The sequence below is a fragment of the Deinococcus sonorensis KR-87 genome (assembly GCF_040256395.1).
In the GTDB taxonomy this organism is placed as follows: domain Bacteria; phylum Deinococcota; class Deinococci; order Deinococcales; family Deinococcaceae; genus Deinococcus; species Deinococcus sonorensis.
Map to the genome: position 1 here is coordinate 912,874 of NZ_CP158299.1, position 13,572 is coordinate 926,445.

General features: G+C 70.4%; 16 protein-coding genes. 8 read left to right on the top strand and 8 right to left on the bottom strand.

Translation table 11 applies throughout. The features are described 5' to 3' along the window. Window positions 1–6 precede the first annotated feature (6 nt). The gene (locus ABOD76_RS09770; protein WP_350244638.1) at window positions 7–582 is read right to left on the bottom strand and encodes a hypothetical protein; all 576 of its coding nucleotides are present in this window, start codon (window positions 580–582) and stop codon (window positions 7–9) included. Then, window positions 579–1,457: a hypothetical protein gene (locus ABOD76_RS09775; RefSeq protein WP_350244639.1), complete on the bottom strand. Its 879-nt coding sequence runs from the start codon at window positions 1,455–1,457 to the stop codon at window positions 579–581. Before ABOD76_RS09775 ends, ABOD76_RS09770 begins: the two co-directional genes overlap by 4 nt. Window positions 1,458–1,552: 95 nt before the next feature. On the opposite strand from ABOD76_RS09775, the gene ABOD76_RS09780 reads away from it, so the two are divergent. Beyond that, window positions 1,553–2,953 (top strand): RNB domain-containing ribonuclease, encoded by a 1,401-nt coding sequence (locus ABOD76_RS09780; RefSeq protein WP_350244640.1) that lies wholly within the window; start codon window positions 1,553–1,555, stop codon window positions 2,951–2,953. 3 nt (window positions 2,954–2,956) lie between these two features. Here the strand turns inward: ABOD76_RS09780 and ABOD76_RS09785 are convergent, their stop codons facing one another. The 4 genes from ABOD76_RS09785 to ABOD76_RS09800 form a co-directional block, all read right to left on the bottom strand. Then, on the bottom strand, window positions 2,957–4,264 hold the full coding sequence (locus tag ABOD76_RS09785) for a sensor histidine kinase (protein ID WP_350244641.1): 1,308 nt from the start codon (window positions 4,262–4,264) through the stop codon (window positions 2,957–2,959). Further along, window positions 4,261–4,953 (bottom strand): response regulator transcription factor, encoded by a 693-nt coding sequence (locus ABOD76_RS09790; protein WP_350244642.1) that lies wholly within the window; start codon window positions 4,951–4,953, stop codon window positions 4,261–4,263. The genes ABOD76_RS09785 and ABOD76_RS09790 overlap by 4 nt, the downstream gene beginning before the upstream one ends. Window positions 4,954–5,100: 147 nt before the next feature. Further along, complete coding sequence (locus ABOD76_RS09795) at window positions 5,101–6,162, bottom strand: BON domain-containing protein (protein WP_350244643.1); 1,062 nt, start codon at window positions 6,160–6,162, stop codon at window positions 5,101–5,103. Between the two features lie 106 nt (window positions 6,163–6,268). Continuing rightward, the gene (locus ABOD76_RS09800; protein ID WP_350244644.1) at window positions 6,269–6,811 is read right to left on the bottom strand and encodes a GNAT family N-acetyltransferase; all 543 of its coding nucleotides are present in this window, start codon (window positions 6,809–6,811) and stop codon (window positions 6,269–6,271) included. 234 nt (window positions 6,812–7,045) lie between these two features. Between ABOD76_RS09800 and ABOD76_RS09805 the strand changes: the two genes are divergently transcribed. Further along, entirely contained in the window at window positions 7,046–7,639 is a 594-nt protein-coding gene (locus tag ABOD76_RS09805; protein WP_380129787.1) for a metallophosphoesterase family protein, read from the top strand. Between the two features lie 34 nt (window positions 7,640–7,673). Then, entirely contained in the window at window positions 7,674–8,330 is a 657-nt protein-coding gene (locus ABOD76_RS09810; RefSeq protein WP_350244645.1) for a trimeric intracellular cation channel family protein, read from the top strand. A 51-nt stretch (window positions 8,331–8,381) separates the two neighbouring features. Here the strand turns inward: ABOD76_RS09810 and ABOD76_RS09815 are convergent, their stop codons facing one another. Continuing rightward, the gene (locus tag ABOD76_RS09815; RefSeq protein WP_350244646.1) at window positions 8,382–9,488 is read right to left on the bottom strand and encodes an acyl-ACP desaturase; all 1,107 of its coding nucleotides are present in this window, start codon (window positions 9,486–9,488) and stop codon (window positions 8,382–8,384) included. Window positions 9,489–9,651: 163 nt separating this feature from the next. Here ABOD76_RS09815 and ABOD76_RS09820 point away from each other — a divergent pair, with 163 nt between their 5' ends. Further along, complete coding sequence (locus tag ABOD76_RS09820) at window positions 9,652–10,107, top strand: peroxiredoxin (RefSeq protein ID WP_350244647.1); 456 nt, start codon at window positions 9,652–9,654, stop codon at window positions 10,105–10,107. Here ABOD76_RS09820 and ABOD76_RS09825 read toward each other — a convergent pair. After that, window positions 10,094–10,450: a hypothetical protein gene (locus ABOD76_RS09825; RefSeq protein WP_350244648.1), complete on the bottom strand. Its 357-nt coding sequence runs from the start codon at window positions 10,448–10,450 to the stop codon at window positions 10,094–10,096. The genes ABOD76_RS09820 and ABOD76_RS09825 overlap by 14 nt on opposite strands. A gap of 54 nt (window positions 10,451–10,504) precedes the next feature. Here ABOD76_RS09825 and ABOD76_RS09830 point away from each other — a divergent pair, with 54 nt between their 5' ends. The 4 genes from ABOD76_RS09830 to ABOD76_RS09845 all read left to right on the top strand — a co-directional run bounded on the left by ABOD76_RS09830 (window position 10,505) and on the right by ABOD76_RS09845 (window position 13,551). Continuing rightward, window positions 10,505–11,365, top strand: a complete 861-nt coding sequence (locus tag ABOD76_RS09830; protein ID WP_350244649.1) for a YgfZ/GcvT domain-containing protein — start codon at window positions 10,505–10,507, stop codon at window positions 11,363–11,365. After that, on the top strand, window positions 11,346–11,789 hold the full coding sequence (locus ABOD76_RS09835; RefSeq protein WP_350244650.1) for a hypothetical protein: 444 nt from the start codon (window positions 11,346–11,348) through the stop codon (window positions 11,787–11,789). Before ABOD76_RS09830 ends, ABOD76_RS09835 begins: the two co-directional genes overlap by 20 nt. 48 nt (window positions 11,790–11,837) lie before the next feature. Next, window positions 11,838–12,284 carry a DUF488 domain-containing protein gene (locus ABOD76_RS09840; RefSeq protein ID WP_350244651.1) on the top strand — a complete coding sequence of 149 codons (447 nt, stop codon included), beginning with the start codon at window positions 11,838–11,840 and terminating at the stop codon, window positions 12,282–12,284. A 229-nt stretch (window positions 12,285–12,513) separates the two neighbouring features. Continuing rightward, window positions 12,514–13,551 carry an SDR family oxidoreductase gene (locus tag ABOD76_RS09845; RefSeq protein WP_350244652.1) on the top strand — a complete coding sequence of 346 codons (1,038 nt, stop codon included), beginning with the start codon at window positions 12,514–12,516 and terminating at the stop codon, window positions 13,549–13,551. Window positions 13,552–13,572 lie beyond the last annotated feature (21 nt).

Below are 13,572 nucleotides of genomic sequence, written 5' to 3' on the forward strand. Positions count from 1 at the left end.
CTTTCCCTACCGCACGCTGAGCGCGACCTGATTGCCGTGCTCGTCCTCGGCTTCCAGCAGCGGCCCCGGCTGCGGACCCGCCTGCAGTAGCAGGGTCAGGCCCTCCAGCGTCACGCCGCTGCGTTCCAGAGCGGCGATGGCCTGCGGCGGAATCAGCTTGGCCGCGTGCTCCGCCAGACTCAGCGGGAGGTTGGCCGAGTAGCTGTTGCCGTTCTCGTCCTCGGTCTCGATGCGCAGGATGCTGCCGGGGCGGTTCTGCCGCCCGAAGCCCCCACGCAGCCCACCGATGGCCTCCTCCACGGCCGCGCCGACCGACTGGCCCAGGTCATCCAGACCCCCCCAGACCGGCGGGCGGGGCGGTTCCGGCGGACGCGGTGCCTGTGGCTGGACCCGGGCCAGCAGCAGCTCGGTCACGCGGTCCACACCGAACTCCTCGGCGTGCAGCAGTCCGAACAGGTGCGTGCGGGCGTCGTCACTCAGGCTCAGGCGGCTGCTCAGCGCCTCCAGCAGCGGTGCGGCGTCGTCGGGCGCCAGCTTGCCGGCGGCCACCAGACCCAGGATGCGTCGAATCTGCTCTTTCATGCCCCCACCACCTTCAGGCTGCCGGCCGTGACCTGGGCGCTCAGGCGCGCGGCGCCCTGGCCCACCATGCCGCTGTAGCGCGCACTCATGGTGCCGCCGGTGCGCGTCAGCGGCAGATCGGATTTGACGCTGCCCAGCGTGGTGGCCACGTCCAGGCGCAGACTGCTGTCGGGGTCCGGATGCAGGGTGGCGCTGCCGGCGTTGATCTCCAGCCGGTGCTCTCCCTCGTCCAGCCGGCCGGACCACTGCAGCGAGCCGCCGTTCACGCTGGCCCGCAGCGCGGTGGAGCGGCCCAGGGTCAGGCTGCCGCCGTTCACGTTCAGCATCGCGGCGCCGGTGATCTGGCCGGCCCGCAGCGAGCCGCCGTTCACCTCCGCCTGCAGCGAGCCGGCGTCGGCCATGCGCAGCGAGCCGCCGTTGATGTGCATCAGCGCCTCCCCCTGCACGTCGCTGAGGCTCAGGCTGCCGCCGCTCACCTCGGCCCGCACGTGGCGCGGCTCGAAGGGCAGGCTCAGCACCGCCCGCAGGCCGCTGGAGAAGCGGATGCCCTCCGGGTGGCGCGCCCGCTCCAGCCGCCAGCCGTGCTGGTCCTGGCTGAGCTGCAGTTCGCCGTCGCGGGTGGCGCTCAGCTGCGGCATGGTCAGCCCCGGCTCGTACACCACCGTCAGGGCGTAGGCCTCCACCTTCAGCGTCAGGTCGGGCGGGGTGTCGTGCAGCGCCTCCTGCTTGACCAGCGACGGCCCCACCAGTGTGGTCTGCGGCTCCGTTCCGGCGCCCAGCAACTCGGCGGCGTCCTCGGCGGAGAGTTTGCCTTCGGCCACCAGACGCTGAACATGGGCATGGAACGACTCCTGATTCCCCTCTTTGGCTTCCATACGGTCCTCCTGACATAGTTATAAACCTGGGTCTCAATGATTGTCAACTTTGATTTTCTATTCAGGAAAAGACAGCCGAGCCGCTAGACTGAGGCATGACCTCCTCCCTCCCCGACCTCAGTCCTGCCCAGCGCAGCGAGGTGGAACTGCTCGCGCGCGGCAAGCAGGACAAATCGCGCACCCTGCGGGACCTGAAGCTGCCCGAAACACCCCAGAGCGCCCACGCGCTGCTGCTGCGCCTGGGCCTGTGGACCGAACAGAACGTGCCGTTCCCGGACCGGGCCGGGGTGGCGCTGGCCAGCCCGGAGCTGCCGGTTCCCGCATGGCCGGATGAGCCGCGCCTGGACCTGACGCACCTGACCGCCCTGGCCATTGACGACGACGGCAACCGCGACCCGGACGACGCCCTGAGCCTGGAAGTGCTGCCGGACGGCCTGCGGCGGCTGTGGATCCATGTGGCCGACGTGGCGGCGCTGGTGCCGCCCGACAGCGAACTGGACCTGGAAGCGCGGCGGCGTGGGGCTACCCTCTACCTGCCGGACCACACCTCCGGCATGCTGCCGGACGCCCTGGTGGAGCAGGTGGGACTGGGGCTGCACCCGCAGAGTCCGGCGCTGTCCATCAGCATCGACTTCGGCAGCGACGGGCAGGCCGAGAGCGTGGACGTGCAGCTGACCCGGCTGCAGGTCACGCGGCTCAGCTACCGGGAAGCCCAGGAGCGGCTGGATGCCGGCGACCCGCTGCTCGGCGGCCTGCATCAGCTGGCCCAGGCGAGCCGGGCGCTGCGGCAGGCCGAGGGCGCCCTCAGCATCGACCTGCCGGAGGTGCTGGTGAAGGTGCAGGCGGGCGAGGTGAGTATCCGGCCCCTGCCGCGCTACGACTCCCGCTTCGTGGTGCAGGAGTGCATGACGCTGGCCGGCTGGGCCGCCGCCATCTACGCCGACGACCTGGAGATCGCGCTGCCGTTCGCCACCCAGGACCCGCCGCACCGCGACTCCCCACCCGGCGACAGCCTGCCGGCGCAATGGGCGCGGCGCAAGACGCTGTCCCGCACCCGCTTCCAGCCGCTGCTGGGGCCGCACAGCGGCATGGGCCTGGACGCCTACGCCCAGTGCACCAGCCCGATCCGGCGCTACCTGGACCTGGTGGTGCATCAGCAGCTGAGGGCGGCGCTGAAGGAGGAAGAGGGGCTGAGCGGCCGCGAGATTGCGGCGCGGGTGGCCGAGGCGACCATGAACGCGGGCGCGGTCCGCAGCGCCGAGCGCGAGGCCCGGCGGCACTGGACCCTGGTGCAGCTACAGCGCCACCCGGAGCAGACCTACCCGGCAGTGGTGGTGGACCGGCGCGGCCCGCAGGCCACCCTGCTGCTGCCGGACTTGGCGCTGGACGCCCCGCTCACCACGCCGGCCCCGCTGGGCAGCGAGCTGACGGTACAGCTAGCCAGCGTGGACCTGCCCGCCCAGACGGTGCGCTTCCGGCAGGTGGGGCCGGGCTGAGTCTCAGGCGTCCGGTGCCCAGCTCACCGTGACGCCGAAGCGCTCGGGCGCGTACTCGGGCAGCACCGTGGCGTCCCAGCGCTCGGCCAGCGCCACCACCAACGGTAGCCCCAGACCGTTGCCGCTCACGCTCTGCAGGCCGGACCCGCGCTCGAAGGGGCGGGTCAGGCGGGCCCACTCCTGCGGGTCCGGGCCGTGGCCGCTGTCCCAGACGGTCAGGCGCTGCGGGCCCAGCTGCACGCCCAGCTGCGGGCCACCGTACTTGAGCGCGTTCTCCAGCAGGTTGCGGATGATCTGACGCACCCCCAGCGCCTCGGCCCAGACTGGAACCACGCTGGAGTCCACGTCCAGCTGCACCTCGCGGCCCAGCGCCGCGGCGCGCAGCCGCAGCTCGTCCACCACCGTGCGCGCCTGCTGCTGCAGGTCGGTGGGTTCCAGGTCTACCGCCCGGTCGGTTTCGGCCAGCGTGAGCAGCCCCTGCGCCAGCGACATCAGCTCCACCACCCGCCCCTGCATGATCTCCAGGTGCCGGCGATAGTCGGCCGCCTCGCGGGGCCGCTCCAGCGCCAGTTCCAGGCGGCCCTGGATGGCGGTCAGCGGGGTGCGCAGCTCGTGGGCCGCCGTGCGGGCAAAGGCCTTCTCACGCTCGATGGTGGCCTCCAGATGGTCCAGCATCTCGTTCACGGTGCGGGTCAGCCGCGCCATCTCGTCCTGGCCGCCCGCCGCCGGCACCCGCTCGTGGTAGCTGCCGCGCCGGGTAATGCGGCGGGCGGTCTGCGCCACCGCGTCCACCGGGCGCAGCGCCCGGTCCGCCAGCGCGTAGCCGGCCGCGCACGCCACCGCGATCATCAGCACACTGCCGGCCAGCAGCACCTTGCCCAGCGTCTCCAGCAGCACCGCCGTGGTATCGCTGGGCCGCGAGACGCGCAGCCACTGACCCTGCGGCAGCGGCACGCTCAGCACCCGGCGGTGATACAGCGTCAGGGTGCCGGGGCGCAGCGGCACCTGATCCAGCACCGGGTCCGGCACGCCCAGCCGCCGCTGCACGGTGCCGGCGCTGCTGATCAGCTCGATGTGCAGTTCCCGCGGCAGCTGCAGTTCGCTGGCAAACTGCTGCTGCCCGTTCGGGCCAGTCTGTAACCCGGCCCGGGCCAGGGCCGCCGTCTCGCTGAGGCTGACGTCCAGCGTCTGGGTGAGCGAGTAGCGCGCCACCAGATACACCAGCCCCGCCCCCAGCAGCACGCTCAGGCTGAAGATCAGCGCGTAGCCGACCGTGAGCTTGAGGCGCAGGCTGAGGTCCTGCAGCCTCACGGGGTCCGGGCCTCCGGCTCCAGCAGCCCGCCCAGCCGGTAGCCCACCCCCCGCACCGTGTCGATCAGGTCCTCGGAGGTCTTGCGCCGCACGATGCTGACGTACACGTCGATCACCTTGGGCTCCACGCCGCTCTCGCCCGCCCACAGCCGCTCAATGATGTCTGAACGGGTGAAGACCCGGCCCGGGTGCAGCGCGAACAGCTCCAGCAGCGCGAACTCGCGGCGCGACAGGTCCGAGCGGGTGCCGCGCCGCACCACGCTGCGCGAGGCCAGATCCAGCAGCCAGCCGCCCGGCAGGCTCAGCTCGTTGCGGGCGGTGCCGCGGCTGCGCCGGATCAGCGCCCGCACCCGCGCCCGCAGCTCACTCAGCGCGAACGGCTTGCCCAGGTAGTCGTCGCCGCCCACGTCCAGGCCCTGCACCCGGTCCTCCACCCGGCTGCGGGCGGTGAGGTACAGAATCGGAATCTGCACGCCGCTGGCCCTCAGCTGCTGGCCCAGCTGATAGCCGGCATCCTGGCCCTCCGGCAGCATTACGTCCAGAATCAGCAGCGCGTAGGGAAACATCCGGGCCAGCTCCTGACCCTGCACCGCGCTGCTGGCCACGTCACAGTCGTAGCCTTCCTCGCCCAGCCCCTCCTGCAGCAGCTCGGCAATGTGCGGATCATCCTCGACAAGCAGCAGACGCATGTCTGGATTATCCTCGCCCTGAAGGGAGATACGGGGCCGGCGGCAGGGAACAGGTCATGCCCCCAGCCTGCGCCTGACGGGTAGCGGCAGGGTATAGCGAACTGGGCAGGACCCGCCCTGTCGGCGGGTCCTGCCCAGTGGACCGCTTTAGCGGCTCACGTCATCGCTGATCCGGACGCTGCTGGCCGACAGCCCACCGCTGCTGGTGGAGCCGGCGCCACCGCCGCCCTGACCCTGCCCCGACGACGGGCCACTGGAGGATGTCTGGCTGCTGGAGATCACCGGACTGTCCTGTCCCTGCATCTGGGCCTGGGCGCCGCGACCCTCGGCACTGACCCGCAGCTGGTTATGCACGTCGCGCACGCCGCGCAGCGACTCCGCCACGTCCTCGGCCCGGCGTTTCTGCATCCGGTCCGTCACGGTGCCGGTGAGGGTGACCTCGCCGCCCTGCACCTGCACCTCGATGTCACTGGCGTCCACACCATGATCGTCTTCCAGCGCGTCGTTCACGCTCTCACGGATGCGGTCGTCGCTGCGCTGGTAACCTCTGGGCCCCTTGCCCTGATGACTCTGCATCATGCCGCCGGAGCGCTGGTCCTGGCCGCCCATGCCGCTCCAGCCCTGGCGCTGCCCCATGCCCTGCTGGCTGTACTGGCTGTCGGGCATGGGCCGGAAGCGCATCTCGCTGTCCTGCCCCCCGTTCTCGCGCCAGCCGCGGCCCATGCCATGCCCCTGGCCGTACTGCTCCTGGCGCATGTAGGTGTAGTCCTCGTTCTCGGTCCCGTAGCCCTGATTGTCGTCCATGTAGCGCCGCATCCGGTCGCCGCCCTGTCCATAGTTGCCCTGGCCATAGCCACCGGAGCCGCCCTGGCCACCGCCACGCCACTGGGTGTCGCCGCCCATCTGGCGGCCATATCCCTGGCCGTACATCTGGCCCTGACCCCCGCCCATGCCCCGGCCATACGCGCCGGAACGGTCCCCACTCCACGGTCCCTGGCTGCCCTGACCCTGGGTCCACTGCCCCTGACCGGAACGGCCTTCACGCGGGCTGTAGCCCAGGTCCTCGTCATAGCGCAGCACGTCCGGGCTGGTGTTGCTCTCGGCCTGCCAGTTGCGGCCGGAACTGCGGTCGTCCTGCCGGCGGTTGCCGTAGCGTTGATCGTCCATCCGGGCAGCGTCGTCGTAGCGGTCATCACGTCGGTTCGTCATAAAGCGTCCTCCCTGAGAGAAGCGAGCTTTCTTGGCCTGCTTCCATCTGACGCTTCCAACCTGCGAATTGAATGACAGCTTGGTTCAGCGGCGACGCCGGCCGGGCTCATGAAGTCGCGCTCAACCGGGTGTACGGCAGGGTCCAGACCAGCAGGGGGCCATCTTCCAGGTCGAAGCTCTGCCCCGTCTGGATGAAGCCGAGCTTCTCCAGTACCCGGGCGCTGGCCCGGTTGTGGGTGGCCGTCTGCGCCCAGATCTGCTGCACCTCCGGACGCTGACGGAACGCCTGAACCATCGCGCCCACCGCCTCGGTGGCGTAGCCGTGGCCCCACACTTCGGCGTTGAACCCGTATCCGATTTCCAGACGGCCCTCGGCATCCGGGCCGCCCTTGCCACTCAGCTGTCCGATGGCCCGGCCATCCTCACGGCGTACGGCCGTGTAGCTCCAGGGATCGCCGTGTTCCGGCTGGGTGTGCAGCCGCGAAGCGAACAGCGGCAGCACGGCGCCGGGCCACTGTGGCGGGTAATGCACCTGCAGGGGCCCCTGCGGGCCGTCCAGCTCAGCGGTGAAGTCGTCGTGGATCAGTCGCTCGCGCATGATGCGGGTAGGCAGCGGGAGCAGCCACAGCCGGGGAGTAGTCAGAGTCACGCACTTCAGTGTAGGGGGCCTTCAGATGAGCGCGGCCTGTGACCTGCGTCGTTGCGCCGGGTCAGGGCAGCCTCTAGAATGGCCGAACTTCAACTCAGAACGCCCAGGGTTGTGCCGGTGGGTCGGCCCCGGCGCCCAGGTGGTGTAGCGATGTCGCTCCGTACCCACAATCCAGCGCAGATGCTTCCGGTGGCGCCCTCCACGGAAGGCGCCGCGAAGCAGCCACGCCGCCTGATGATCGTGGCCGACTACGTGCATCCCTTCGTGTACCGCCAGGGCTTCCCGCAGGGCGTGCCGCAGGTGGATGCGGTGCTGGCGGCGGGCGACCTACCCGGGTACTACCTGGAGTTCATCGCCACCAAGCTGCCGGTACCGGTCCTGTACGTGCCGGGCAACCATGCCAACGAATACATCAACGAGGGCGACGGCCGGATTCTGCCGCGCGGCGTGACCAACGTGCACGGCCGGGTGGTGGAGGTGGCCGGGATCACCGTTGCCGGCTGGGGCGGGGTACCGCGCTACCGGGACGGTGGGGAGGGGCAGTACAGCGAGGCCCAGGCGCGCTGGGGCCTGCGGGTGCTGGCGATGCGGGCGCGCCGCGGCGTGGACGTACTGCTCACCCACGCGCCGCCCACCGGACCGCACGCTGGCCTGGACCACGCCCACCGGGGCTGCGCCGCGCTACAGACCTTCATGGACCGGCGGCATCCGAAGGTGGTGGTGCACGGCCACATCCACGAGTACGAGGGCAAGAAGCTGGAATACCTCGACCCGAGCAGCGGCGCGCGCGTCATCAACGCCTACGGCTACCGCATCATCGAGCTGTAGGACCCGGTCCTCCCCACCGCCGTATGCTGAAGAGGTGCCCTGGTTTCCGCTTGATCTGAACGCCAGCCTGCGCGTCATCGACATTGTGGGCACGCTGGCCTTCAGCATGAGCGGCGCGCTGCTGGGGGTCCGCAAACGCTTTGACCTGTTCGGGGTGCTGGTGCTGGGCTGCGTCACGGCGGTGGGCGGCGGGGCCATCCGTGACACGCTGACCGGCAACACCCCGCCGCTGTTTCTGCGCGACGAGACCTATCTGTGGGTGGCGATTCTGGGGTCGCTGGCCGCCTTTGCCTTCGGCATCCGGCTGGCGCGCTTCGAGCGGGCCATCAGCCTGTTTGACACGCTGGGCCTGGGCCTGTTTGCGGCGGCTGGGGCGCTGGGGGCGCTGCGGCTGCGCGAGGTGGGCATCACGCTGGGGCCGCTGGGCGTGACCTTCGCCGGGATGCTGTCGGGAGTGGGCGGCGGCATCGTGCGCGACCTGCTGGCGCACGAGGTGCCGGAAGTGCTGTACCGCCGCGACCAGCTGTACGCCACCGCCGCCGCCGGCGGGGCGCTGGCGGTGTACCTGCTGCACGGCCACGTCCCGGACCTGGAAGCGCAGCTGATGGGGGCCGGGGTGGTGGTGCTGCTGCGCTGGTTGTCGCGACGCGGCTGGGTGCAGCTCCCGGTCCGCCGGCTGCCGGAGGGCTAACAGCGAGGAGGCCGACCCCAAAGGGGGCCGGCCTCCTGAGCGTGCGGGGGTTCAGTCGTCGGACGCCTGGACCGCCGCCTCGACCGGCTGGGTCACGGCGGGCATCTCCGGGTTCGGCACGAACTCGGTCGGGTCCACGGCATCAAAGCCGATGCCCTGCTCGTAGTCCTGAATGCGGGTGTACAGGCGCTTCACGTCGCCTTCCACACTGCCGTAGTCGAAGGTGTCCCAGATGGCGGTCTGGATCTTCTGCTCGCCGTCGAAGGTGGGCACCTCGCGGGTGGCCTTGATCCCCTCCTCCAGCTTCTTGCGGCTCTCGATACCCAGGTTGCGGAACGCCACCTGCATCACGTCGCGCGAGAAGTCGCGCGGGCCGTAGATGCCGGCGCGGTAGACCGTCTCGGCGAACTCGTCCCAGTTCGGCACCAGGTAGCTGGCCGGCATCGAGAACTGGCCGATCACGTTCTTGATCGCTTCCAGCGTGCGCTGCGGGTAGTAGTACAGGTACAGGCGCGCGCCTTCCAGGAAGAAGTTGTAGTGCGCCGCCTCGTCCACCGCGATGATCTGCGCCACCCGCGCCAGCACCGGGTCCACGGCGTTCTGAACCTTGTCGCTCTTGCCGTTGGCGAGCCGCATCAGGTTGAGGTAGTTCAGCTGGGTGGCGCGCTCCTGGAACACGGTGTACACCAGATTGTGAATCGCGTCCGGGAACGGCAGGTGCCACTGCTGGGCACGCAGCCGCTCCTTGTACTCCTCGATCCAGGCGGGCGAGCGCTGACGGCTGAACAGCACCACGTTCTCCCAGGCGTCGGCGTGCTTCTCCTCCTCGCTGCCCCAGCGCAGCTGAAAGTGGCTGCGGCCGTGCGAGCGCCGCACCAGGTTCACCAGTTCGCTGGTGTAGTCCGGCGCGTACTGCTCCACCGCGAAGAAGCCGGTCACGGCGGTCATGATCTCCTTGGGCAGGTCATGGCGCAGGCTCTTCCAGTCGAAGCTCTGGTCCGGGTTCCAGTTGCGGGTTTCCTGACTGCGGGCGGTGTACCAGCGGTACAGGCCAAGAAAAGCACGCTCGATCAGGCGGTCCTTCTCGCGGTTGCTCAGCAGTCCGGCCGGCGTGCGGGGCACGTCTGCCAGGGCATTGGGGGGTAAGATGGCACTCATAGAACTCCTTTCAGGGCGGGCGATGCCGCTGCGTCCTGACCCTCGCCTGCAGTGCTGCTCAGGCAGGTCGGAGGATGGGTCAGCCTACCATTCCTTCCTGATGGGATAATGCGGTCCAGCCAAACATCTGCCGGGTCCTGTCACCGCGAGTACACTGTCGGGCATGACTCTGCTTGGTCAGCCTGCCCCCGACTTCACCCTGCCCTCCACCGGCGGCGAGCCGGTCACGCTCAGCAGCTACCGCGGCCACCGCACGGTGGTGCTGGTGTTCTATCCGATGGACTTCTCGCCGGTGTGCAGCATGCAGCTGCCCGAGTACTCGGGCCGCCAGGACGACTTCGGCGACGCGGGCGCGGTGGTGCTGGGCATCAACCGCGACAGCGTGTATACCCACCGCGCCTGGGCCGCCGAGTACGGCATCGAGCTGCCGCTGCTAGCCGACATGACGCTCACGGTGGCCCGCGACTACGGGGTGGCCATCGATGAGCGCGGCATCACCCAGCGGGCGGTGTTCATCATCGATAAGGAAGGCGTGGTGCGGTACGAGGCCATCGAGGCCAAGACCGGCGACTACACCGTGCGCCCGGAGCAGGTCCTGGAGCGGGTCAGGGCGCTGTAGGGTCCGGCGCCTCAGCCGCGCTCGCCGCGTCCTCCCAGGCCAGCGCCGGAATCAGCGCGAAGCTGCCTACGAACAGGCTGGCCAGCGCGCCCGGCACCCGCAGCGGCGTGCGCCCGTGCAGCAGCAGGTACAGCGCCCCCAGGGTGCTGAGCGCCCCCACGTCCATGAACATCACGCGGGCGAATCGGCTGCGCCGCAGGGTTTCCAGCGTGCCCAGGTCGTCGGGGCGGCCCCGGCCCAGCGCCGCCGTGGTGAGCAGCAGGGCGTACAGGCCCAGGTACAGCTGCAGGCGAGGCGGGCCGGGCCGCCGGTACCGCGAGATCACCCCGTCAATCCGGTTCATGACTCAGCCTACCGGGTCACGTTGAGCCGCGCGCCGCTGCGTTAAGCTCCGGCTATGCCTTACACCCGCCTTCCCTCCAGCGCCCTGCGCGTGACCGGCGCCGACCGGCTGGATTTCGTGCAGGGTCAGATGACCGGCAACGTCAAGGCCGCGCCCACCCCCGGGCTGGTGGAGGGGTGTTTCCTGAACGTGCGTGGCCAGATCGAGCAGGTGGCGCGGGTGTACCGCCGCGCCGACGACCTGTACCTGCACCTGGACGCCGGGCAGGCCGAGCCGCTGGCCGCCCGGCTGCGGCGCTACATCATCTTCGATCAGGTGGAACTGCAGGACGTGAGCAGCACGCTGGCCACCGTGCACCTGTGGAACGAAGCGCTGAGCGGCTGGGACCCGCGCGGCCCGGACGCCCAGAGTTTCGAGCTGGGCGGCGGCACGGTGCTGGTGGGCCGGATCAACCGCACCGGCACACCGGGGCTGGACCTGCATTATCTGCAGGCGCACGAGACGGCGGTGCTGGCGGCGCTGGACGGTGAGGAGCGGCCGCTGGAGGCGCTGGAGGCGGCCCGCATCGAGGCTGGGCTGCCGGACGTGGTGCAGGACCGCTGGCAGGGCTTTCTGCCGCAGGAGGTGGGGCTGGAGCGGGCGGTGGCGGTCCGCAAGGGCTGCTACGTGGGCCAGGAGATCATGGCCCGGCTGGAGGCGCGCGGCGCGACTCGCTACCAGCTGACCCGGCTGAGCGGAGAGGACCTGCCTCCCTACACCGACGTGACGGTGGACGGCCGGGTGGTGGGCCGCACCGGCGCCAGCACCGGCGCCCATACGCTGGCCCGGCTGCGCAAGGACCTGGACCCGGGCCAGCCGCTGCTGGTGGGCCAGCGGCCCGCCACCTTCCTGCCGGATGCTCAGCCCGCTTCGTAGCCTGGGCGAGCGCCCCAGCGCCGCTCACCTGCTGGCCGCCCTGCGCCGGGTGTACCTGCTGGGACTGGCCGCCCTGTTGATTCCGGGCCTGCTGATCGGGCTGCCGTACGCGCTGCTCGGCTCCGCCGCGTGGAGTGGCGGGGTGCTGACGGCCCTGGGCGTCACGGCGCTGCTGTGCGCGGGTCTGGCGCTGGGCCTGGCCACCCGCACCGCCCGGCAGGTCACGCCCGGCACCCCGGAGGGGCGCGCCCTCAGCATCCAGGCGGCCATTCAGGCGGCCAGCGCGCCGGGCGTGCCGCTGTTGATGGCCTGCACCGCGCTGACCCAGCCGCTGGCGCTGCTGACCCTGCTGCTGCTGGCGGCCGTGGTGGGTGTGGCCGGCTGGCTGACCCTGCCGCAGTGGAGCCAGCGGGCCAGCGGCTAACCTGAGCGGAATCACGGCGCGGCGAGCCACGCTTCTTTAGCCTGAGCCATGACCACACCTCCCCTCTTCACCATCGGCTACGAGGGCGCGGCCCTTCCGGACCTGATTGCCACCCTGCAGGCGGCCGGCGTGAAGGTGCTGGTGGACACCCGCGAGCGCGCCCAGAGCCGCCGCCCCGGCTTTTCCAAAACGGCGCTGGGGCAGGCGCTGGCGTCGGGCGGCATCGAGTACCGCCACCTGCGCGCCCTGGGCACGCCGCCCAGCCTGCGCAAGGAGTACCGGCTCAGCCATGACTTTCAGGTGCTGGCCGGCGGCTACGCGGTGCATCTGGCCACCCAGCGGGACGCGCTGGAGACGTTGGGAGACTGGGTTCAGCAGCAGCCGGTCTGCCTGCTGTGTTACGAGGCCGATCCGGGCGCCTGTCACCGCTCGCTGATTGCGCAGCGGCTGCAGGACCTGCAGCTGGTGGGGGCAGTTCAGCACCTGAAAATGTAGCGGTACAACAGTGTATCGCGCGCCACAGACCTCCCCGGACGGTCCAGATTGCGTCAAGCGGAGTTCACGGCCGGTTCATGCCCCCGCCTGACCGCCACGACCACAATGGCGCGTGCTCCAGGAAGGGCCGGAGCCAGTCGCTGCGGGTCAGTGGGTCGGCTCACACCAGACCTGCAGGCCTGAAGCGTGGCGCTGCCCCGGTGAACCGGGCACGCCCAAGGAGATCAACGTGGCCACAGACGAGACCGAGAGCTCCGTACAACCCACCCGCCGCAAGGTGCTCGGCCGCATTGGCACCGGTCTGGCCGCCGCCCTGGCTTCACCAGTGCTGGCCAGGCAGGCCGGCACGCCGGCCCCCACCACCGGAGCCAAACCGCCGGCGCAGTCCATCAAGCGCGACCCCACCACCCAGTACAAGCGCCCGCCCTTCCCGAAACAGACCCAGCCGTGGCCCGGCCTGGCCAGCAAGATGGTGCCGCCCCCCGATCACGGCGAGACCAGCTATCAGGGCACCGGCCGACTGGTGGGCCGCAAGGCGCTGATCACCGGCGGCGACAGCGGCATCGGGCGGGCCGTCGCGATTGCCTTCGCCCGTGAAGGCGCGGACGTGGCCATCAACTACCTGCCGGCCGAGGAAAGCGACGCCCGCGAGGTCATCGCGCTGATCCGGGCGGCCGGGCGCAAGGCGGTGGCCATTCCCGGCGACATCCGCAGCGAGGCGTTCTGCCAGCAGCTGGTGGCACAGGCGGTCAAGGAACTGGGCGGCCTGGACATTCTGGTGAACAACGCGGCCCGTCAGCATCAGGTGGGGTCGATCCTGGACCTGACCACCGAGCTGTTCGACTGGACGCTCAAGACCAATCTGTACGCGATGTTCTGGATCACCAAGGCGGCGATGCCGCACTTCCAGCCGGGCGCGTGCATCATCAACACCGCCTCGGAGCAGGCCTACGACCCGTCGGCCAACCTGCTGGACTACGCTCAGACCAAGGCCGCCATCGTGAACTTCACGAAGTCGCTGTCCAAGCAGATCATTCACCGGGGCATCCGGGTGAACGCGGTGGCTCCCGGCCCGATCTGGACCCCACTGCAGCCGAGCGGCGGTCAGGACCCCAACAAGCTGCCGCAGTTCGGCGCCGACACCCCCATCGGGCGCCCCGGCCAGCCGGCCGAGCTGGCCCCCGTCTACGTGACCCTGGCGTCTCAGGAATCCAGTTACGCCACCGGCCAGGTGTACGGCGTCAACGGCGGCAACGCCCAGCCGTGAAGCGCCACCAAGGAGGACGTG

Bases quoted from the DNA above. Each gene is read 5' to 3' on its own strand.
- ABOD76_RS09770 (WP_350244638.1), bottom strand. From the start codon at position 582: ATGAAAGAGCAGATTCGACGCATCCTGGGTCTGGTGGCCGCCGGCAAG.
- ABOD76_RS09775 (WP_350244639.1), bottom strand. From the start codon at position 1,457: ATGGAAGCCAAAGAGGGGAATCAGGAGTCGTTCCATGCCCATGTTCAG.
- ABOD76_RS09780 (WP_350244640.1), top strand. From the start codon at position 1,553: ATGACCTCCTCCCTCCCCGACCTCAGTCCTGCCCAGCGCAGCGAGGTG.
- ABOD76_RS09790 (WP_350244642.1), bottom strand. From the start codon at position 4,953: ATGCGTCTGCTGCTTGTCGAGGATGATCCGCACATTGCCGAGCTGCTG.
- ABOD76_RS09795 (WP_350244643.1), bottom strand. From the start codon at position 6,162: ATGACGAACCGACGTGATGACCGCTACGACGACGCTGCCCGGATGGAC.
- ABOD76_RS09805 (WP_380129787.1), top strand. From the start codon at position 7,046: ATGATCGTGGCCGACTACGTGCATCCCTTCGTGTACCGCCAGGGCTTC.
- ABOD76_RS09815 (WP_350244646.1), bottom strand. From the start codon at position 9,488: ATGAGTGCCATCTTACCCCCCAATGCCCTGGCAGACGTGCCCCGCACG.
- ABOD76_RS09820 (WP_350244647.1), top strand. From the start codon at position 9,652: ATGACTCTGCTTGGTCAGCCTGCCCCCGACTTCACCCTGCCCTCCACC.
- ABOD76_RS09825 (WP_350244648.1), bottom strand. From the start codon at position 10,450: ATGAACCGGATTGACGGGGTGATCTCGCGGTACCGGCGGCCCGGCCCG.
- ABOD76_RS09830 (WP_350244649.1), top strand. From the start codon at position 10,505: ATGCCTTACACCCGCCTTCCCTCCAGCGCCCTGCGCGTGACCGGCGCC.
- ABOD76_RS09835 (WP_350244650.1), top strand. From the start codon at position 11,346: ATGCTCAGCCCGCTTCGTAGCCTGGGCGAGCGCCCCAGCGCCGCTCAC.
- ABOD76_RS09840 (WP_350244651.1), top strand. From the start codon at position 11,838: ATGACCACACCTCCCCTCTTCACCATCGGCTACGAGGGCGCGGCCCTT.